This is a genomic window from Euzebyella marina (assembly GCF_014855515.1).
Classification (GTDB): Bacteria; Bacteroidota; Bacteroidia; order Flavobacteriales; family Flavobacteriaceae; genus Euzebyella; species Euzebyella marina.
This window is the reverse complement of record NZ_JACYFK010000002.1, coordinates 328,372-348,986: the sequence shown is the minus strand read 5'-3', so window position 1 is coordinate 348,986 and position 20,615 is coordinate 328,372. Positions and strand designations below refer to the sequence as shown.

General features: G+C 40.4%; 16 protein-coding genes. 12 read left to right on the top strand and 4 right to left on the bottom strand.

From position 1 onward, the window contains the following. Window positions 1–21 precede the first annotated feature (21 nt). Window positions 22–1,113: a vWA domain-containing protein gene (locus tag IL356_RS10240; RefSeq protein ID WP_121849094.1), complete on the bottom strand. Its 1,092-nt coding sequence runs from the start codon at window positions 1,111–1,113 to the stop codon at window positions 22–24. A gap of 134 nt (window positions 1,114–1,247) precedes the next feature. Between IL356_RS10240 and IL356_RS10235 the strand changes: the two genes are divergently transcribed. The 8 genes from IL356_RS10235 to IL356_RS10200 all read left to right on the top strand — a co-directional run bounded on the left by IL356_RS10235 (window position 1,248) and on the right by IL356_RS10200 (window position 10,520). Next, window positions 1,248–3,452, top strand: coding sequence for a DUF5916 domain-containing protein (locus IL356_RS10235; protein WP_121849095.1), 2,205 nt, complete (start codon window positions 1,248–1,250; stop codon window positions 3,450–3,452). Between the two features lie 107 nt (window positions 3,453–3,559). After that, complete coding sequence (locus tag IL356_RS10230; RefSeq protein ID WP_121850716.1) at window positions 3,560–4,021, top strand: (2Fe-2S)-binding protein; 462 nt, start codon at window positions 3,560–3,562, stop codon at window positions 4,019–4,021. Between the two features lie 43 nt (window positions 4,022–4,064). Beyond that, window positions 4,065–6,299 carry a xanthine dehydrogenase family protein molybdopterin-binding subunit gene (locus IL356_RS10225; protein ID WP_121849096.1) on the top strand — a complete coding sequence of 745 codons (2,235 nt, stop codon included), beginning with the start codon at window positions 4,065–4,067 and terminating at the stop codon, window positions 6,297–6,299. 67 nt (window positions 6,300–6,366) lie between these two features. Beyond that, complete coding sequence (locus tag IL356_RS10220; RefSeq protein WP_317125472.1) at window positions 6,367–7,425, top strand: XdhC family protein; 1,059 nt, start codon at window positions 6,367–6,369, stop codon at window positions 7,423–7,425. Continuing rightward, window positions 7,425–8,033, top strand: coding sequence for a nucleotidyltransferase family protein (locus IL356_RS10215; protein ID WP_121849097.1), 609 nt, complete (start codon window positions 7,425–7,427; stop codon window positions 8,031–8,033). Before IL356_RS10220 ends, IL356_RS10215 begins: the two co-directional genes overlap by 1 nt. Next, on the top strand, window positions 8,034–9,122 hold the full coding sequence (locus IL356_RS10210) for an amidohydrolase family protein (RefSeq protein WP_121849098.1): 1,089 nt from the start codon (window positions 8,034–8,036) through the stop codon (window positions 9,120–9,122). A gap of 121 nt (window positions 9,123–9,243) precedes the next feature. Continuing rightward, the gene (locus IL356_RS10205) at window positions 9,244–10,257 is read left to right on the top strand and encodes a M4 family metallopeptidase (RefSeq protein WP_121849099.1); all 1,014 of its coding nucleotides are present in this window, start codon (window positions 9,244–9,246) and stop codon (window positions 10,255–10,257) included. After that, complete coding sequence (locus IL356_RS10200) at window positions 10,257–10,520, top strand: hypothetical protein (RefSeq protein ID WP_121849100.1); 264 nt, start codon at window positions 10,257–10,259, stop codon at window positions 10,518–10,520. The genes IL356_RS10205 and IL356_RS10200 overlap by 1 nt, the downstream gene beginning before the upstream one ends. Before the next feature lie 37 nt (window positions 10,521–10,557). On the opposite strand, the gene IL356_RS10195 is transcribed toward IL356_RS10200, so the two are convergent. Both IL356_RS10195 and IL356_RS10190 read right to left on the bottom strand, forming a co-directional pair. After that, window positions 10,558–10,701 carry a hypothetical protein gene (locus IL356_RS10195; protein ID WP_162987896.1) on the bottom strand — a complete coding sequence of 48 codons (144 nt, stop codon included), beginning with the start codon at window positions 10,699–10,701 and terminating at the stop codon, window positions 10,558–10,560. A 202-nt stretch (window positions 10,702–10,903) separates the two neighbouring features. Further along, window positions 10,904–11,536 (bottom strand): GntR family transcriptional regulator, encoded by a 633-nt coding sequence (locus tag IL356_RS10190; protein ID WP_121849101.1) that lies wholly within the window; start codon window positions 11,534–11,536, stop codon window positions 10,904–10,906. A 252-nt stretch (window positions 11,537–11,788) separates the two neighbouring features. On the opposite strand from IL356_RS10190, the gene IL356_RS10185 reads away from it, so the two are divergent. Then, window positions 11,789–12,598 (top strand): hypothetical protein, encoded by an 810-nt coding sequence (locus IL356_RS10185; protein ID WP_121849102.1) that lies wholly within the window; start codon window positions 11,789–11,791, stop codon window positions 12,596–12,598. Window positions 12,599–13,117: 519 nt separating this feature from the next. Here IL356_RS10185 and IL356_RS10180 read toward each other — a convergent pair. Further along, window positions 13,118–14,578, bottom strand: a complete 1,461-nt coding sequence (locus tag IL356_RS10180) for a c-type cytochrome (RefSeq protein ID WP_121849103.1) — start codon at window positions 14,576–14,578, stop codon at window positions 13,118–13,120. Between the two features lie 278 nt (window positions 14,579–14,856). On the opposite strand from IL356_RS10180, the gene IL356_RS10175 reads away from it, so the two are divergent. The 3 genes from IL356_RS10175 to IL356_RS10165 all read left to right on the top strand — a co-directional run bounded on the left by IL356_RS10175 (window position 14,857) and on the right by IL356_RS10165 (window position 20,585). Next, window positions 14,857–15,066, top strand: coding sequence for a hypothetical protein (locus IL356_RS10175; RefSeq protein ID WP_121849104.1), 210 nt, complete (start codon window positions 14,857–14,859; stop codon window positions 15,064–15,066). A 485-nt stretch (window positions 15,067–15,551) separates the two neighbouring features. Next, window positions 15,552–18,791 (top strand): SusC/RagA family TonB-linked outer membrane protein, encoded by a 3,240-nt coding sequence (locus tag IL356_RS10170; protein WP_205601245.1) that lies wholly within the window; start codon window positions 15,552–15,554, stop codon window positions 18,789–18,791. A gap of 18 nt (window positions 18,792–18,809) precedes the next feature. Beyond that, window positions 18,810–20,585: a RagB/SusD family nutrient uptake outer membrane protein gene (locus tag IL356_RS10165; protein WP_121849105.1), complete on the top strand. Its 1,776-nt coding sequence runs from the start codon at window positions 18,810–18,812 to the stop codon at window positions 20,583–20,585. Window positions 20,586–20,615 lie beyond the last annotated feature (30 nt).

The following is a 20,615-nucleotide window of genomic DNA, read 5'->3' as shown; positions in this document are numbered from 1 at the left end:
AAATCATATATTTTCTTGCTGTTATTCGCAACCGCCAGTAAACCCGTTGGCACTGAACTTCGTTTGAACTGCACCTTGCAAACTACCGGTCTTAACTTGAATGGCTAGATTGTTATCACCACTGCCATCTCTTTTAGGGCTGCAGTATTCGAACAGGTAAAAACTATTGGCCCTTTCAGATACCAGATCCGAAATATCATTAAAGGTAGTTTCAAGTTCATCTTTGTTTCCTGCAAAAACGCTGGACGTCTTACCTAAATCTGTTAACACCTGTGTATCGATTTCTTCACCCAATCCGATAGTGAAGAAAGAAATATTAGGGTCAGCATTATCAACACGTTTTTGGGCATCTTCTTGGGTATAGCGTGATGCCTGATCCGTACCATCGGTAAAGATAACTACGGAAGCAGCACCTATTTTCTCTCCCTTGGTACTTTCAACCAATAGTTCAGAAGCTCTTTCGGTAGATTTAATGACGGCTCCATATAAATCGGTTGAAGGGTCGTTGCTAATATCTTCTGTAATACCTTGCACAGCGGCGGTTAACTCTTCTTTCGACGGAGTTAGAGGGTTCAACTCATGTAACTCTTTCTCTCCATCAAACCAGTAAATGGCCATTTTAAAAGATTCTTGGGTAGTTGCCGGCATCACATTGTTAATGAAACTGATACTCGCACTTTTAAGCTCTTCTAAACTGCTGCTCAAAACACTGTTACTCAAATCGAGCACCAAAAGAGTATTGTTACTAAATATCTGTGAATTTGGCGATATTCTTGCTTTCGACTCTGAAGTAGAAATGGTATTGAAACATTCATCGTTTCTACCTTGCTCGTAAATGGTAAACTGTTCAGCATTCAAACCGGAAACAGGGTTGCCATTGCTATCGGAAACTTTAAAGAATATAGACACCTTTCCCGGTAGGGTAGTGTACTGGTCTTGTATTGAAAGTACAAGGTCATTTTCTCCCAGATCGAGGCAGTCATCTACTGGCTTACCTTGCCCGAGTCCGTCGCCATTAGGTAAAGCAAAATTCACGTCATCATCAGCATTCCCGCATGAATTCAAGGCAATTACCGACAAAAATAAAAGGAGAAGTTTGTAGGAGGATTTCATTTTCTAAATTTTATGGTTCAACCATCAGAACGGCGAAAATCAATATAAAGTATGGCAATTCAAAAAAATAATGTTAAACATTGTTAACACTAAAGCCCCTGAATTTTGTAGCTTACACCACCAATTAAACCAAAATGACCCCAACCAACCCATTGCGAAGAAACGTTCTTCGCCTAACACCCTTATTTTGCCTTTTACTGACCAATTTTATCGTTCAAGGCCAAAAGAAAAATGCCGATTACCGACTTCATATCTCTAAACTCGTATCACCTGTAATTATTGATGGAAAAGGTGATGACGAAGCTTGGAAATATACCAACGTAGCCAAAGACTTTTTTATGGTCTTGCCTATGGATGATGGCAAGGCCAATGAGCAATCCGAAATTCGCATGGCCTATGACGAAGAGAATATATACCTATTGGCCACTTTTTATCACGGAAAAAAAGGCGCTTATACCGTAGAATCTTTGAGACGTGATTTCAGTTTTGGTAAAAATGATAATTTTCTGCTCTTTTTAGATCCCTTCAACAATCAAACTACCGGATTTTCTTTTGGGGCCAATGCCTATGGAGCCCAATGGGATGGTACCATGTACAATGGCGGAAGTGTTGATTTGAACTGGGATAGTAAATGGGTTTCGGAAACCACTCGTGATGAAGAAAAATGGGTTTTTGAAATGGCATTGCCGTTCAAATCGATAAGATATGAAGATGGCGTTTCTGAATGGGGTATCAACTTTAGTCGGTTAGATCTCAAATCAAGTGAAAAATCTAGCTGGACACCCATTGCAAGACAATTCCCCACGGCATCGTTGGCCTTGGCCGGCACTTTAGTTTGGGATACACCACCACCTTCCCCAGGTGTGAATTTTTCTCTGATTCCGTATGTTTTAGGTAACGTAAGTGAAGATTTAGAAAATGATGCCGATACCGATTATGACGTAAAGGTGGGGGGCGATGTGAAGTTCAGCCTAACATCTTCCCTGAATCTTGATTTAACGGTAAATCCTGATTTCTCACAGGTAGAGGTTGACCGTCAAGTAACCAATTTAGACCGTTTTGAACTCTTTTTCCCCGAGAAAAGGCAGTTCTTCCTAGAAAATGGCGATCTCTTTGCCAATTTCGGTTACGAAACCATTAGACCTTTCTTTTCGAGAAGAATTGGTTTAGGTGTTCCCATACATGCCGGGGCTCGTGTAAGTGGTAATCTGAATGAAAAATGGAGGCTAGGACTTATGGATATGCAAACGGCCAGTGTGGAAGAAACAGGCCTGCCAGCCCATAATTTTGGCGTGCTGTCTTTACAGAGAAAAGTATTCAGTCGATCAAGTATAGGTCTCATGTTCGTCAATAAGCAAGCGACCTATTACCCGCAAGAAAACGATTCAGTGAAGGCAATTCACCCTGAATTCAACAGAAATTTAGGCTTAGAATACAATTTGGCCTCTTCAGACAACTTATGGAACGGAAAAGCCTTTCTTCTCAAATCATTCTCGCCCGATGGAGAGAATAGGGGAGTAACCCAAGCGGCACACTTAGAATATAGAAGCCGTAAATGGAGCTGGCGTATTCAAGAAGAATGGGTATCTGATAATTACACGGCAGAAGTAGGTTATGTGCCACGAAACGGATATGTGAATTTTAATGGTTATTTGGGATACTTGTTTTTTCCAAAATCAGAAAAAATTGTTAGTCATGGTCCTCGAATTAATAGCAGTTATTATTTCAATGAAGATTTTTACAGAACTGACAATACCAGTTATCTACAGTATTTTCTAAACTTTAGAAACCGTGCCGAGTTCATGGTCTTTGTTTCTGACGACCATGTAGAACTGCTCTCACCATTTGATCCAACTCGATTAGGTATCGCCGACTTAGATACCGGCACAAAACATCAATGGAATGCGATAGGATGGGAGTATGTTTCAAAGCCTCAAAGTCTTTTTACCTACAGTTTGGCAGGTAGGTTCGGTGGGTATTACTTAGATGGAAATAGAACCAATATTTCTACTGAATTGGGCTATCGTTTTCAACCCTATGTTAGTTTAAGTGCCAGTTTAGACTATAACTATATTGAACTTCCTGCCCCTTGGAAAACCAATGAATTCTGGCTGATCGGTTCAGAAGTCGATATCACTTTTACCAATAAACTCTTTTTTGCCAATTTGTTTCAGTACAATGAGCAGACCAAAAATTTTAACCTTAACTCGAGGTTTCAATGGCGCTATAGTCCTGCTTCCGATTTGTTCCTTGTATACACTAACAATTATTTCATTGAACCTTTTGAGGGTCGAAACTGGGCACTCACGCTAAAATTCAACTACTGGTTCAATCGATGAGAGCTTTCATAAATTTGGTTTAACAAATTGTTAAAAGGCCTTAATCGTCTCTGATTTTTGGTAACTTGTTAACAACTAATCCAATGACTCCTAAAAAATCTATCTATATGCCAACGTATCAACTAAACGTAAATGGTAAAGTTCATTCTGTAGAAGCAAGCGACAATACCCCATTACTTTGGGTGCTTCGCGATGAATTGAATATGGTGGGCACTAAATTCGGCTGTGGTATAGCCCAATGTGGTGCTTGTACCGTTCACCTCGAAGGCAATGCGGTAAGAAGCTGCTCTTTACCGGTCTCCACAGTAGGTGAGAAAAAAATAACTACCATTGAAGGACTTTCAGAGGATGGTTCTCACCCTGTACAGGAAGCCTGGAAGGAAATTGATGTTCCTCAATGTGGTTATTGCCAGGCGGGTCAAATTATGACAGCTACCGCTTTTTTGGCTAAGAATCCCAATCCTTCCGATGAGGAAATCAAAGATGCCATGCACGGCAATATTTGTCGATGTGCTACTTATAACCGTATTCATAAGGCGGTATCAACAGCCGCCAAAAAAATGGTTTAACTCCTGTCATAATTAATTCAAACATCAACAAAACAAACTGAACATGTCTTCAACTTCGAATAATATAAAATTCAATCGTAGGGCTTTCTTACGAACCTCTTCTTTGGCAAGCGGTGGCCTATTAATAGGTTTTAATCTTTTCACCGCCTGTAGACCCGAGGCAAAACCTCCGGTAAACTTGGCCGACTTGAACTATTCCGATTTCAATGCCTTTATCAAAATTGCCAAGAATGGGGCTGTAACCATTTTTTCTCCCAACCCAGAGATTGGTCAAGGGGTCAAAACATCGATGCCCATGATTATAGCCGAAGAACTTGATCTACCTTGGAATATGGTGTATGTAGAACAAGGGCACTTAGATACCAAAAATTATACACGGCAAGTTGCTGGCGGTAGTCAAAGTATCCGATTTGGCTGGGATGCCCTTCGACAGACGGGAGCGACTGCGAAGCAAATGCTCATTAATGCCGCCGCAGACAAATGGGGCGTTGATGCAAGTGAAATAAAAGCCAGTGAAGGTATAATCACGAATGCTGCAGGTGAAACACTTGGTTACGGAGATGTGGTAGAAGAGGCTGCTAAACTGGAAGTTCCCGAAAATGTGGCATTAAAAGACCCAAAGGATTATAAAATCATTGGAACCGATCAGGTCAACGTTGATATTGATAAAATAATTACGGGACAACCTCTTTTCGGCCTCGATTACAAGGTTGATGGTATGGTCTATGCTTCCGTACTGAGACCGCCTGCCTTTGGTCAGGAACTGGTTTCCTTTGATGCTTCTGCCGCCAAGGAAGTTCTTGGGGTGATCGATGTCATAGAAATAGGCGAAAAGGCCAAATCATTATTAAGTAAGGAAGAAATCAATTGGACGGCTCAATTAAGCGGTACGGGCAAAGTGGTCGTTATCGCAAAGAATACTTGGGCCGCTCTCGAAGGTAAAAAAGCGCTCAAAGCCGAATGGAAAGAGGCTTCCCCCTTAGAAAGCACCGACTTTCATGATAAAAAGCTGAACGAACTACTTGATGGAAAGGAATTCGCGACCTTAAGAAAAGACGGTGATGTAGAAAAAGCGTTCTCACAAGCCGATAAGGTGTTAGAGAGAACATACGAATCACCTTTTCTGCCTCACAATTGTATGGAACCAATGAACTTCTTTGCTAATATAACCGATGACGAGATTCATTTGGCAGGGCCGATTCAAACTCCCGAAGATGCTGCCATTACCGTTGCCGAGCTATTGGGTAGGGATGTTACCGACATTAAGGTTGAAATGACTCGAATGGGCGGTGGGTTCGGTCGTAGGTTATACGGCGACTTTGTCTATGAGGTGGCCGAAATTGCAGATAAGATTAGAAAGCCGGTCAAAATGATTTCTTCTCGGGAAGACGATATGACTACAGGGGTTTATAGACCAGCCATAAAATACCGCATTAAAGCGGCCATAAAAGATGGCCAGTTAACGGGATATCAGCTAAAGGAAGCCGCCATCAATGGGAACATGTACGGATTGATTCCGAACTTCTTTCCCGCGGGTGCGGTAGAAAACTATCAAGTTGATGTTGCCAATTATACTAGCAACATAACAACTGGTGCGTGGCGTGCCCCGTATACGAACTTTTTGGCCTATGCAGAGCAAAGTTTTTTTGATGAACTGGCCGAAGAAATGGATGCGGATAAGATTCAATTGAGACTCGATTTACTGGAAAAAGTTAAAGGCACTACTGATGAGCGTATACAATATTCTCCGGAAAGGCTTCAAGGGGTCATTAAGATGGCTGTTGATAAATCGGGGTGGGGTAGTGCGCCCGAAGGCACCTATCAGGGCTTTGTTGCCTATTATTGCCATAATACCCATGTAGCCGAAGTTGCCGATGTTCAAATACAAAACGGCCTTCCTGTGGTAAAAAAAGTAACCTGTGTGGTCGATTGCGGTATAGTGGTGAACCGAACCGGAGCCATTAATCAGGTAGAAGGTGGCGTGGTAGACGGTATCGGTCATAGTATGTATGGCAATTACGCTTTTAACAAAGGAGTGCCAGAAGCTTCAAATTATGACAAGTATCGCTTGATACGCATGAAAGAGGCTCCCGTTGTTGAAACCTACTTCATTGAGAATGAACTGAGTCCAACAGGTTTGGGTGAACCAACATTGCCTCCAGCAGGGGGTGCCGTGGCCAATGCCTTAAAGGCTGCGACCGGAAAAAGAGTGTACAAGCAACCATTTATGCTTGATAAGGAAATTTGGAAAGTTACCGAAAAGCCCGTCTTAGGTTAGGTAATTTCTTTATATTCCTAAGGAAACTTAGATAGACTAGAAAAGTATGTTCGTGACCTAAATGGTAATGAATATACTTTTTGAGGTTTGGTCATTAATGAAATCAATTTTACGCATGACACATGAGCTAAAAACGATAGTGAATGCCTATAAAATGGCTAAAGAAGCCAACAGCGAATGCGTTTTGGCAACTGTAGTTGCATTAGACGGTTCTTCTTACCGGCGGCCAGGCGTTCGAATGCTTATTACCCGAACCGGCCAAATGATCGGAGCCGTGAGTGGGGGTTGCGTAGAAAAAGAAATTTTGAGACAGGCACAAACGGTATTTGAAAGTGGTATCCCGAAAATGATGACCTACGACGGTCGATACCGTCTGGGTTGCGAGGGTGTACTCTACATTTTGATTGAGCCCTTTATACCAAGCAATGAAACCCTTGCGACTTTCGACGATTTTCTAATTGCACGAAGAAGTTTTATAATCAGGGCAGCCTTTGATAAGGAAGAGAGAGAAAACAATGCGTTCGGTTCTTCTTTTGTTTTTGAAAATGAGTTTATGGGCTTAAGGCCGAATTTCAAAATGAATGAAAACAAAGATACATTCGAGCAAACAATGAATCCCTGTTTCAAATTGATCATTATAGGAGCTGAACACGATGCCGTACAATTGTGTTCCTATGCTGGTTTGACTGGCTGGGAAGTCACTATAATCGCCTCGGCTTCCGAACAAAAGAGTAAAGACGATTTTCCCGGGGCCGATAAGTTCATGACGGTCGAACCGGAAATGCTGTCTTTAGAGAATATTGATGACCAAACAGCAGTCGTTCTTATGACTCACAGCTATGTACGTGATTTAAAATACCTTTTGGCAATTAAAGAAACCCGCCCTATCTATCTCGGGCTGTTAGGTCCGGCCAATCGTAGGGAGCGATTGTTGGACGAGTTTATGGAGTACTACCCAGAAGTTAGCGACGAATTCTTTGACGCTATTTACGGCCCTGCGGGACTGAACATTGGGGCTGAAAGTGCTCAAGAAATCGCAGTATCCATTTTATCGGAAATACTTTCAGTTGTGCGAGATAAAAAACCGATGATGTTGAAGAACAAATCAGGTAGAATACATAGTTAATGAGCGATAGCCTTGAGCATATTGTCATCGTTATATTGGCCGCGGGCTCATCATCAAGAATGGGCGAACCAAAACAACTGCTTCCCTATAACCATACTACATTACTCGGAAACGCCATCGAACAGGCAAAAAAATCCGATGCACAAAAAATAGTATTGGTTTTGGGTGCCAATGCACAACTCATAGAAGAGGCACATAAAAGTGCAGAAGTAGAGTTCGTAATCAATCCTGATTGGGAAAATGGAATGGGAAGCTCAATTGCGGTAGCTGTAAATCATCTTTTGAACAACACAGGAGAGGTATACGGAATTCTTTTTATGCTGGCCGATCAGCCCTTGGTAGATTATGAGCACCTCAATAAATTAATTACTAAATTTAAAAGCGTATCCGAGTCGATAATTGCTTCCGAGTATGAAAAAAGAGCAGGAGTACCCGCAATTTTTAGTAAATCATACTATTCACAATTGTCCAAATTGGGCGCAAGGGCAGGTGCGCAGACCATTATCGAACTGAATATGAAGGAAGTGGCTACCGTAAAGTTGGGAAAAAAGTCCATTGATATTGATACCAAAGAAGAGTACCGAAACCTGTTGGAAAATAAATTATAGATGACAAAAACCTTCACTACCAGCTTAGTATTACTTCTCACCACGGCAATCGGCATCAGTCAAGAAATGGGTTTTGAAGATTACAACCCCAAGTCGACACTCATAGTTCCCGAACATAAAATTGAACAAGCCAAGTACCCTTTTATAGACATCCACAGTCATCAAAGAAATATGTCTGAACAACGGCTATTGGAGCTTGCAGCAGATATGGACCGTCTGAACGAGGCCATTATGGTCAATTTAAGTGGCGGGAATGGTGAAGGATTAAAGGAAAGCCAAAACAATATTGATAAAACATTCCCTAACAGATTTGTCCTTTTTGCCAACATCAATTTTGATGGAATTGGTAAAGAAGGATGGACTGAACGAGCTGTGACACAACTGGAAAACGATGTGAAAAATGGTGCAAAAGGCTTAAAAATTTTTAAAAGTCTCGGTCTTCGTTACAATGATACCAATGGCAATCGAGTTTCCGTCGATGATACCCGTCTTGACCCTATTTGGAGTATGTGCGGCGAATTGGGAATACCTGTTCTTATACATTCTGCCGACCCCAAATCTTTTTGGGATCCGATGACAAGCGATAATGAACGCTGGCTAGAATTAAAAACACACCCAAGGAGAATGCGAACCGATTCTGACCCTGCCCCTTGGCAACAAATTATAGATGAACAACATCGAATGTTCAAAAAGCACCCAAAGACAAAGTTTATTAATGCCCACATGGGTTGGTATGCCAACGACCTTCAAAAACTAGGAGGTCTTTTAGATGACATTCCTAATATGTACGTAGGCATAGCGGCCGTTATTGCCGAGCTGGGCAGACAACCACAAAACGCCCGTGCGTTTTTCATTAAGTACCAAGACCGAATACTTTTCGGTAAAGATAGCTGGCAACCTAAGGAGTTTCCTACCTATTTCAGGGTTTTAGAGAGCGATGATGAGTATTTTCCATATTACAAAAAGTATCATGCTTTTTGGGCTATGTACGGCCTGAACCTGCCCGATGAAGTCTTGAAAAAGGTATACTACAAGAATGCACTTGGCCTTATTCCTGGTCTAGATAACAGTCTCTTTCCAAAAGATTGAATTTCCTCTTGTCTAAAAAAACTCAAGCTTGTTAAATATTTAGCAAAGGGTTAACGACATTTATTTGTCCGCTTTTTAAAAAGAGTCGAAATTGTAGTACGATTACCCTAAATCATACATCATGTGCCAAGAGAAATGTTTTATTGTGCCACCCCACATATTGGAGGAACTTGCCAAAAGAGGAAATAAAAGCTGTAAAAGAACTTTAAACGACACTGGCCGCATTTTAGAGCGTAGACAAACCGCGCTGAACCATTTATTGGTTCGAGAACAGGAAGATGGAGCAGCAAATCGCCTTGTCTATGATTGTCAAAATAAATATCAGCAACGGGTAGAACTGGTAATGAACGAGGGCGACCAACCAACTGATGATGAAGTGGCCAATCTGGCTTATGACGGATCGGGTTTTGTTCGCGATTATTTTCAACAGACTTTCGGACTTAATTCCGTTGATGGAAACGGTATAGACATCATCTCAAACATACATTATGGCGAAAACTATAATAATGCCTATTGGGATGGAGACGAAATGACCTATGGAGATGGAGATGGCAAAGAATTCACCAATTTCGCCGGAGCAATTGATGTCGTAGCACACGAGATTGCCCATGGCGTTACCCAATTTTTGGCCAATTTGGAATACTACGGACAATCGGGTGCTCTAAACGAACATTTTTCAGATGTATTCGGCACAGTTATCAAGCAAAAGTATTTGGATCAAGATATTGAGGATGCTGATTGGTTGATCGGTGATTTGGTGGTTACTGAAGAATTTCCCGGTATAGCCATAAGATCAATGAAAGCCCCAGGTACGGCCAATGACTTTGATACTCAACCCGACCATATGGATAATTACTATAGTGGTACGGCCGACAATCAAGGGGTGCATATCAATTCAGGTATACCGAATAAGGCCTTTTATTTGAGTTGTTTAGAAATAGGTATCGATGACTGCGCCCTTATTTGGTTCGAAACGCTCAAATCACTTTGGCGAACTGCCAATTTTAATGATATGGTTGAAACCCTGATTAGTGTTGCCCAGAATTTATCCAGCGAAGGAAGGGTCAATGAGCAATCGGTAGACGCTATATCAAAAAGTTTTTCATCAGTCGGTTTAACCCCAATCGTTGTGTAATGAAATATAAGATTGAAATATCAGGTGGTTTCACGGGAATACCTAAGTTTTATGAAGGGGAGAGGCATTTGAATGAAATTCAGAAAGAGAAGCTGCTGGATTTGTTGAAAACCTCGAATAGCAAAAATTCTCCCATTCGAGACGGGCAGAAGTATTCATTTCTTTTCACTGAGGGGCAAGACATCTATACTGCCGAATTTGGGGAGAACAACCTTCCTTCGGAGCTCAGGCAAATTATGGATAGCATTATACATGCAGACTAATCATCAAGAAAGCCTGAACGTAATGAATCACTAAGTGTTAGCCTATTTTCTGACTAGGCTCAACTTCAGCATGGCCATAATCTTGAAAAATTCCGCAAGAGTATTCTTTTTTAATTAAAGAATTTGCTTCTTTTTTTTTCTTTTTGGCCAAAACTTCGATTTGTGGAGATAAGTAACCCATAACCATGTTTTTAAATGACATCTAACCTAACGAGCTGTACTCTACTTTGTTGTTCACTTTTCGATGTACCACTCAAATTCGAGGTAAAATTAGACTAGGTTTTCGATTAATTGTAACACTTTACGAAAAATTTGTGATTACTTAATCGAAAAGCCATGAGTTGTTATACCTGAAACTACATGGGCAGGGGGTTTGCCAACGTTTACAAAACCACTAATTGTTTGGCAATATAACTCTGAATCATCATCCAGTTCATTTTTAACACCAAAGCTGCCGAAGGTATATTGTCATCTTCGATAGCTGAAATGATGGCATCATGCTGATCGTTAGAGTTATAATGAAACGAATCGTTTGACATAAATGCCCTTTCATAAAAGAAAATACGTGTTTTTAAATCTTTAAGAATTTGTTGAAAAACTTCATTTTTATAGTTCTGTGTTAACAGTCGGTGAAACTCCATATAGGAGTGTACTCGATCGATAGCAGTCTCTGCATCGGCAATGATATTTCTTTGCTTCTTAAGCCTAAGAATATCCTTTTCGTTAAACTGCGATTCTTCAAGGGCCAATACCTCTAAGTGGGCTACTAGTTCATAAAGGTTTTTGGCTTCTTCAGTACTTACCTTCGCAATTACAAAACCTCTGTTTTTTATTGCTTTCACAATATGCGCCTGTTGTAGTTGGGTTAGGGCTTCTCGAATAGGTGTTACACTTATTCCCAAGACTCTTGCGACAGCGGCCAAATTTATATTCTGTCCTGGTTGCAAACGGCCCTTTTGCATTTCCTTCAGTAAATGCTCCCTTACCTTATCTCTATGATTAACAATATATGTCATAACTTCAATTAAACATCGTATACGATTTTAAATTAAAGAAAGAATTGTCATAGTTGCAAATCTATCTTCAACTGAATTATTAGATTATGATATTTAGCTTGCCTTGAATTGAGCTCGACTATAACTATAAGAAAAACCCTATAATTAAATGGCATAGACTGCATGAAAAGTGCATTTCGTCCAATATAGGCTCATAAAAACACTAAACCTCATATGCTTCCGTTCATAGAGCATAAACCTAAATTTTTGAATATGTGTTACTTAATTGCGAACACCAGAAGATTTCTGGGCCTTTCTGCCTTTGCTCTTATCCTTTTCAGCTGTAGCGATGACGGAAATAATGATTTAGAATACACCGAAGACGCTAAAGTGTCTCAAACAGAATTAAAGACAATAATCGAAACTGATAACGTTGCCAGTGTAGCCGACCAATTGGTTTCTGAGCTTTATGACAATGAACAATCGGGCACAACTGCAAAAACTGAAGAAACGTGCTATGTTGCTGAGTATTCCGAAACGGGCTTTACCTTAACCTTCGATAGCTGTAGTATTGAAGATGGCGGTGAAGTTCTAGATGGCGTTTTAAGTGTAGCATATGGTGGCGATAACGATTCATATGCTTTTGTAATAACTTATGACCAACTGATAGTAGGCAATACGTCTATTGATGGTACCAGAAGTTTTAAGGTCAACAGTTCTGAGGAAAGTCAATCAATCAGTTGGACCGTTGATAGCAAAATGGAAATTGTTCTAGCCGATGGTTCCGAAGTTTCAGAGGAAGGCGAAAAAACAATGGCCATCGTATTTGGTGAAGATTTTAGTGACGGTGCCGTTACCTTAGATGGGGAATGGATATTAAAATCTGATGGAAACACCTATATCGTTGACATCACCGATTTAATGGAAATTAAGTTCGGATGTGAGTATTTTGGTGAAGGAGTTATGGCCTTGAGCAAAAACGGGCTTGAGGTCTCAGTTGACTTTGGTGACAGTACTTGCGATGATATAGCAATGCTTACTTACCCTGATGGTACGGAAGAAGAAATCTCGTTAAAAGATTAATAAATACCAGATTTATAAATAAACGGGCCCTGCTAGATTTAGCAGGGCCTGTTTGTTTTAATAGGTTATTTTTCTATCGGTTATAGTTACGATACTCTGCCCATTGAACTCTTTTACTATTTCTTAAACTGGAGAAATAATTAAATGTTTTTGATTCTGTAACAGTTTTTCTTGATGATGCTTTCATGATGATTCGTTTTAAATGATGATTGTGATTGATGATTTTTTTTTTGATGACCTGATTAGTCCTTTTTTATTGGTTTCGTTGTCTTCTTATCATACCAATAATCGGTATTCCAACCGAAACCAATTGTGTAATAAACCCGAGGCCTTTTTAAATGAGGATGTAAACTTTTCATGACTATAATATTTTTTGATTGACTTATACAAAAGAGACGACCAAAGCCATAGCTTGTTACACACAATTGCTACCTAACCTTTTATTTATAAAATTTTTAACTTTCTGGATGTTAAGTACAAAGACTGTTTAAAGCTCGCTTGATCAAAGCGATTTTTTTGTCATAAGGTTTTCAAATACTCGAGCAAGGCCTCTCGTTCAGAATCGGTAAGAATATCTCCAAAAGTATGGCCTTCATTGCCATAACCTTTAAGCGTTGTGTCATAAGTGTATTTGTCCGTATTCCCACTCTCTTCGGAGTAGTTCCATCCAAGGTTATCCGAATCGTAATCAGTCGATTCAAAACTACGCTTCCAATATTTTGGCCTTTCGGTACTATTTAGAACATCTGCAATAGTGGGTACCGAACCATTATGAAAATAAGGAGCCGTAGCCCAAACACCATCCAGCGGAGGCGCAATGTAACCGCCTTCTGCCATAAGCATCAAGGCATTATCGCCACTGCCGAACCAACCGGTGTTGAACCAGTCGAAAAAATAATCGTTCAGTGCTGAATTTTCAGAATACCTATCTGAAAGGGCAGGGTCTGTACCGATAGTCGCCAAAGCTACCAGTAGATTTGGATACGATTCATCTTCGCCGTAACTACCATGGCATTTTACACAGTGTTCTTCGAAGACCAATTTGCCTTGCTGGGTCAAATTTGTATTTATAGAATAAGGATAAACAGGTGGTTCTAAACTCTCGATGTAAGCCAGAACATCTGGCATTTTTGAATCTACCTCTACAGCCTTATCCATTTCGGTCAACGTCAATAACGAAGAACCAATAAATGATTTGCAAAAATCTTTTCGGCCCAAGGCGTGGTAGAACATGGCGTTTTTTTTCCTTAAAAGCCACCAAGCTGGCACATCTGTGGGGATCACCTCATCATCTAAAGCTATCAACGGCTCATCAGACCACTCCAAAGTATTTTTATCCCTATGGGAAATCAAAACCTGAGTAATCCGGTCTGCGGGATTCACACCTACTACATCCGTCACCGTTGCCGGACCGATAGCCATAATTCCCTTTCTAAATTGGTCATAGGCATCCCATTCATCACTATTTTGACCATAAACAAATGAAATTCCGGTACTCACTAAAGCGATATCATCCGCTCTGTTCATCGTAAAATCAGCACTATGGTTGCCCAAACCTACAATCAGCTTATCGTCTAGAAAACCTGAGTGGCAAGACATACAATTGGGTGAAACGATACGAACCCCATTAGATGCTGTGGCAGCGGTGAAATCATGGGGTAGTTTGCTATTATCTCCAATTCTGTTTAGAAGATTTCTATTATCTTCTCCATATCCGTTGATATAAGCAGAATAGGGCACTCCGGAGCTCATATATTCTCCTGAAATCAAATACTGATAACCTATCTCTGGGTCCCCGGGGCGTTGTGTCGAAGGAGGAATTGCGTTTACCTCCAATAATGGGTTTTCTGGCTCCGGTTCCGGTGTTGGCGACTCAGGGTTTGGAGTTGGTTCTGGATCACTTGCATTATCACTGGAACATGCACATATTCCTAGTATTAAAGAACCGATAACAATCCATTTGAAACTCCTAAACTCCATCTTAACTTTTTTTGTTCAGTTGATAGCCAGAATACTACCAAATCTACGAATTATGTACATTCGATAAATTTTACTTCGGGGTTCTCACATTTTTTTCGACCAATCGTATAATCCCACCCTATCTCTTCATCGTTTTCAGGAACCTCAAATCAACAATTTTATAATCTTAATATTTAAACATTTGTTAAACCATTTATGCAGAAAAAACTCTATTTGTAACTTGCAAATCAGTTGCCAACAACACTTTTTTAAGGTGTTTTTTACTAAATTGATACAATATGGACTTGCTTAATAGAGCCGCAGATTTTGAAAACAGAAAATGGTCTGGCATGACCACTAGTGATAGAATTAACGCATCTCGTGAGGCCAAAGAACTAATTCTTTCCATCAACGAAATCTATAAAAAAACAAAAGACGAGGCCCTTATGGACCTTATGAAGCGATTAACCGTTATCAAGCGCAAGATTGAGAAACGCTTGAATAAATAGTTAATCGGCAAAATTTTAAATAACAATTAAAAAGAAAACGGCTGGGTATTCAGCCGTTTTCTTTTTATATAAATGTGTTGTACTTTAACCATGGTATAAGTCTGACTGACAGATTATGGAAACCATCATACCTTTTGGTATTTTTGAAAAAGAGATGATAATCAATAATAATATTACAAAACACTTCTTTCCCTGTTTACGTTTTTTTGGATGTCCTATCCCATATCAAGTAGGGTAAATTATTAGAGCAATTCCAGTTCTTTTAATTCTTTTTAAAAAAAGTATTTAAAAATTATCATAATTATAATTTCAAACGAAATTATTTATATATTCGAAACATCAGTTTGTGCGAAATCGTTTTCGCTATTGTAAACTGTAAGAACCCCCGATAGTAGTGTAATCGATTAAACATTTTGTCATCTCTCCTAAAAATGAGAGATGATTCGTACGCAGTTATACTCTTAATAATCACCAAAACCGAAAAAATGAAAAACCTTTTGCGAAGTAATACTTCGAGAATGTCATGGTTATTTGCATTACTTTTCCTGACAGTAATTTCAGAAGTAGGAGCGGTAGGTTCGACACCATACCGTGCTCTCTTAAAAGCGACTTATGCTTTTCAATCAGAAGTGACAGGTACTGTAACAGATTCTGATGGGATACCCTTGCCAGGGGCAACGATTGTAGTAAAAGGAACGAATACGGGTACAGTCTCCGACTTTGACGGAAACTATGTAATTCAAGCTTCCGCAAACGATATTTTGGTTTTCAGTTATATAGGGTATAAGACCACTGAACTTCCAGTAAGTGGAAATTCAACGGTGGATGCAAGCCTATCTATCGACGCCGGTCAATTGGAGGAGGTTGTGGTTGTGGGATACGGAACTCAAAAGAAGAAAAACTTAACGGGCTCTGTAGGTATAGCTGATGCCGAAAGACTAGAAAACAGACCTATTACCTCAGCAGGGCAAGGCTTACAGGGAGTTGTTCCTAACTTAAATGTTTCCATACGAAACGGTGATCCCACCCAAGGTGCCGATTTCAATATTAGAGGTTTCGAATCGATTAACGGAGGTAGCCCATTGGTATTGGTTGACGGGGTACCTATGGATTTGGAAAGAATCAATCCTAACGATATTAAGAGCGTTTCTGTACTTAAAGATGCTTCTGCTGCTGCCGTTTATGGAGCCAGAGGTGCCTTCGGGGTCATCTTGGTAGAAACAAAAAAGGGTCGCGTAGGCAAGACTAGCATCAACTTTAGCACACAACAATCGTATGCAAAACCCATTTTCAATATTGACCCGGTCACCGACCCATATGATTTGGTTACCTATTTAAACGAGGCTCAAATAAGAACCAGTGGTCAGCCAAGATATGATGAGGATTATGAAGCCGGCACTCTTAGGTATTCTCAAAATCCGATACCTGAAAATGAGTGGGGCGTAATTAACGGCAACCTTAGATACTATGGCTATAATGATTACAATAGTAAGGCCATCGCTGATTTCGCTCCTCAAAAGACGTATGATTTCAGTATAAGCGGTGCGACAGAGAAAGCTTCCTACTACGTTTCTTTTGGCTACCTAAGCAAAGACGGCTATATAAAAAATAGCGATAAGAACGAAAAATTCAAACGCTACAATGTTTTGATGAAAACAGAATACAATGTGAACGATTGGATGAGTTTAGATTCTAAAGTTGTTTTCAATGCACAAAATAGCGATAAACCACACTTCTATAATTGGGATGTTAACATCAATTCCGTGGCAAGGGTAAATGCGGTTACACCTGTACAATTTCCAGATTTGCCATATTATCAAACACCTGGTGATCGTGCAGATTACGAACAATACATCGGCAAATATTTCGGTGGAACTATATTTTTTCCATACTTAGAAGATGGTGGGAGAGACACATTTGTAACAGGCGATACGTGGTTGACCCAAGGTTTGACATTGACCCCTGCTACGGGCCTCAAAATCAGGGGTGATTTTTCATACAACACCTTCAATAGAAACGATAAGGAAGTTGCAAGCAAGATAGAGGTAGTAAGTACCGATTTGAATGCCGACCCTTTCATAACCAATGGCTTAAGTGGTAATGACTATATTCTCGAATCTAATAATCGCAACGAATATTATGTTCTCAATTCTTACGCAGAGTATGAATTTAATGCCGATCAAACTGAAAAAGATCATTTTTTAAAACTAATGGTCGGTTTTAATCAGGAATGGGGGCATCGAAGATTTTTCTCTTCAAGAGCTCAAACCCTAATTACACCTTTGATAACTAACATTAGTGCGACTACTGGCGCACAGACCACTAATGGCAATGAAAGTGATATTTCACTAAGAGGTGGATTTTATAGGGTCAACTATATTTTTAAGGATAGGTACCTCTTTGAGGCTAACGGACGATATGATGGAACCTCAAGATTTCCGAAAGAAGATAGATTCGGATTTTTCCCATCTTTTTCAGTTGGATGGAACATCTCGGAAGAACCGTTTATGCAAGGTGCTACGGGATGGCTCGACCAATTTAAAATCAGGGGGTCTTGGGGTGCATTGGGTAACCAATCAGTAGAAGATAGTAATGGAAACGACATTTTTTATCCATATATAACCAGTCTAAACTCAAATACCTCCCCTTATATTTTGAGCTCAGGAAGAACGCCTTATGTTAGTCCGGGTGGTCTTGTGAGCCCTAGTTTAACTTGGGAGACCGTGGTTAGTAAAAATATCGGTGTTGATTTGGCCCTCTTCAAAAATAAACTAGCCATCACGGCCGACTATTATATTCGTGATACAAAAGATATGTTGATGTCAGTCGACTACCCTGGTCTATTGGGCACATCTGCTCCTGCCACAAATGCGGCAGATTTAAGAAATGAAGGTTGGGAGCTATCTGTTACATGGAGAGATAGTTTTGGAGAAAATGGCAGATGGGGATTGAACTTGGCGTTGGCCGATAGTCAATCTGAAATCACGAAATACGAAAACCCTTCCGGGGCGCTTTCAGAATATTATGTCGGTCAGAAGATAGGAGAGATATGGGGGTATGAGACTGTAGGAGTTTTTCAAGACCAAGCCTCTCTTGACGCTGCACCCGATCAGGCATTCATTGATCCCAATTTTATGGTAGGTGATATGCAGTATGCCGATCTGAACGGTGACGGTAAGATTGATAGCGGTAGTAATACCTTGAGCGACCCAGGAGATAGAAGGGTAATTGGTAACACGACAGCTCGGTACTCTTTTGGTATCAACCCCGATGTTAAATTTAAAAACTGGTCATTAGACCTATTTTTTCAAGGGTTATTTAGAGATTATCTTCCTGGTAATGGTAACTGGAACGCTTTTTACCCCAACAACTCAGGAGTAACCGAAAAGTACTATCTGACCGAATCGTGGAGCCCTGATAACCGTGATGCTTATTTTGCCGCGCCATTGGTCGGTACATCGAACAAGAGAAATATTGTACCTCAGTCAAGGTATGTTCAAAATGCGGCCTATATACGGCTTAAGAACATCACATTGAGTTATGACCTTCCTTCCACCGTTCTCGACAATTTAGGCATGAGCAAATTTCAACTATTTTTGGCCGGCCAGAATGTGTGGGAATATACCAAAATGCACAAGCCTCTCGACCCCGAATCCGTTTTTACGGTTACGCAAGAATACTATCTACAGAGAATATTCACATTTGGCATCAATGCATCCTTCTAATATCAGTAAAACCTCATTATGAAAAATATCAATAAAATAAACGTACTGTGGTTAGCTACCATTATCATTTTTGTTGGCTGCAACGACGATTTCCTTGAGCGTGTTCCTCTTGACAATGTCAGTGACGCTACCTTTTGGAACACAGAGAGCGACTTACAGGTATATAACAACAATTTTTACGACTTGGCTAGAAATGATGATAATGTACCTATTATGATGGCCCATGACGATGGTTTTGATAGCAACAACATAAGTATATGGTACTTAGATGAAGCATCTGACAATATAGTGGCCCAGCATAATAGACATGACCGCTACAGAACTTTACGGGCAGGAATACACACCGTACCTGATAATGCGCAATTGTACGGATACAAGGGCTGGAACTTTATTCGCTCCTTAAACATAGGTTTGCAGAATTATGATTTGGCCAACGTTTCGGAAGAAATTAAAGATATATATAGAGGTGAGGCCCGCCTTTTTAGAGCATGGTTCTATGCGGATAAGGTTTCCAAATTCGGAGATATCACATGGATCGATACGGAATTGAGTACTGCATCTGAAGAGCTATTCAGCGCCAGAACCCCACGAAATGAGGTCATGGCAAACGTACTTGAAGATTTAAATTTTGCCACTCAAAACTTACCCGAATCATGGGGCGATGGCGGTAATCATGGTAGACTTAATCGCTGGGCCGCTTTATTACTGAAGTCGCGTATATGCCTCTACGAAGGTACTTGGCAAAAATATCATGGTGGAAGCAATGTTGAAATGTGGTTGACCGAAGCGTCTGAAGCTGCCAAAGAACTTATTGATAATGGTCCGTATTCTTTATATACTACCGGTGACACAGAGCATGATTACAATGCGTTTCACAGGCAACTGGACCTTGACGGAAACCCAGAGGTAATCTTATGGAGAAAATATGATCCAGGTCAATTTACCAATCATGTAATGTCTTATTGGCGCGGCTACAATGGGGGAGCGACCAAAAGTATGGTCGAAGATTATCTTTGTACTGACGGTCTACCCATATCACTTTCCGGATTGTATGCGGGTGACGAAAGTATAGAAACCGTATTTGAAAACCGTGATCCAAGATTAAGACAAACTATTTTACACCCTGACGATAGGGAATATTACAACTTTGGCAATAGTGCCGATTTCGAATATCCTCGGTTAACGGGTATGGTGGGCGGAGAAAAAAGTTCAACAGGTTATCATATCATCAAAGTGTATGAAGTAGAAGCTGCCTATCGTTCGTACAATACCTCTTGGACCCCGGCCATCACCCTTCGTTTAGCCGAAGCACTGTTAAACTATGCAGAGGCAGTAGCTGAACTGGGAACAATTAGTCAATCAGATCTCGATATAACGATTAATGCCTTACGTGATAGGGTTGGCATGCCGCATCTGGAACTTACCAATATACCTGATGACCCACGATATGCTGGTAGTGGTGTTTCTCCACTTATCAATGAAATTAGAAGAGAAAGAAGAGTTGAATTATTTATGGAAGGATTTAGGTATAACGACCTGATAAGATGGAAGCGGGGAGACCTTTTTCGACAGAAAGATTTAGGAATATTATGGGATGCTGCCGCTGAAGCGAGGTATGAAGGTGCTACCGTTAAAACCGCAGTAGACCCGGATTCTGGAAAAACTTACATCGACCCTTATGGTGATTCAGCTTGGGAAACCCCGCAATTTGATGAGAACAAGCACTATTTGTGGCCCATACCTTTATCCGAAATTTCTCAAAACCCCAATTTAGGGCAAAATCCGGGTTGGTAGCCTGTCTAATTTTTAAGCAATCTTAAAACA

Excerpts from the sequence above, each read along its gene's own strand:
- IL356_RS10170 (WP_205601245.1), top strand. The coding sequence starts at position 15,552 with ATGAAAAACCTTTTGCGAAGTAATACTTCGAGAATGTCATGGTTATTT.
- IL356_RS10210 (WP_121849098.1), top strand. The coding sequence starts at position 8,034 with ATGACAAAAACCTTCACTACCAGCTTAGTATTACTTCTCACCACGGCA.
- IL356_RS10195 (WP_162987896.1), bottom strand. The coding sequence starts at position 10,701 with ATGGGTTACTTATCTCCACAAATCGAAGTTTTGGCCAAAAAGAAAAAA.
- IL356_RS10180 (WP_121849103.1), bottom strand. The coding sequence starts at position 14,578 with ATGGAGTTTAGGAGTTTCAAATGGATTGTTATCGGTTCTTTAATACTA.
- IL356_RS10225 (WP_121849096.1), top strand. The coding sequence starts at position 4,065 with ATGTCTTCAACTTCGAATAATATAAAATTCAATCGTAGGGCTTTCTTA.
- IL356_RS10205 (WP_121849099.1), top strand. The coding sequence starts at position 9,244 with ATGTGCCAAGAGAAATGTTTTATTGTGCCACCCCACATATTGGAGGAA.
- IL356_RS10190 (WP_121849101.1), bottom strand. The coding sequence starts at position 11,536 with ATGACATATATTGTTAATCATAGAGATAAGGTAAGGGAGCATTTACTG.
- IL356_RS10215 (WP_121849097.1), top strand. The coding sequence starts at position 7,425 with ATGAGCGATAGCCTTGAGCATATTGTCATCGTTATATTGGCCGCGGGC.
- IL356_RS10185 (WP_121849102.1), top strand. The coding sequence starts at position 11,789 with ATGTGTTACTTAATTGCGAACACCAGAAGATTTCTGGGCCTTTCTGCC.
- IL356_RS10200 (WP_121849100.1), top strand. The coding sequence starts at position 10,257 with ATGAAATATAAGATTGAAATATCAGGTGGTTTCACGGGAATACCTAAG.
- IL356_RS10175 (WP_121849104.1), top strand. The coding sequence starts at position 14,857 with ATGGACTTGCTTAATAGAGCCGCAGATTTTGAAAACAGAAAATGGTCT.
- IL356_RS10220 (WP_317125472.1), top strand. The coding sequence starts at position 6,367 with ATGAATATACTTTTTGAGGTTTGGTCATTAATGAAATCAATTTTACGC.
- IL356_RS10230 (WP_121850716.1), top strand. The coding sequence starts at position 3,560 with ATGCCAACGTATCAACTAAACGTAAATGGTAAAGTTCATTCTGTAGAA.
- IL356_RS10165 (WP_121849105.1), top strand. The coding sequence starts at position 18,810 with ATGAAAAATATCAATAAAATAAACGTACTGTGGTTAGCTACCATTATC.
- IL356_RS10235 (WP_121849095.1), top strand. The coding sequence starts at position 1,248 with ATGACCCCAACCAACCCATTGCGAAGAAACGTTCTTCGCCTAACACCC.
- IL356_RS10240 (WP_121849094.1), bottom strand. The coding sequence starts at position 1,113 with ATGAAATCCTCCTACAAACTTCTCCTTTTATTTTTGTCGGTAATTGCC.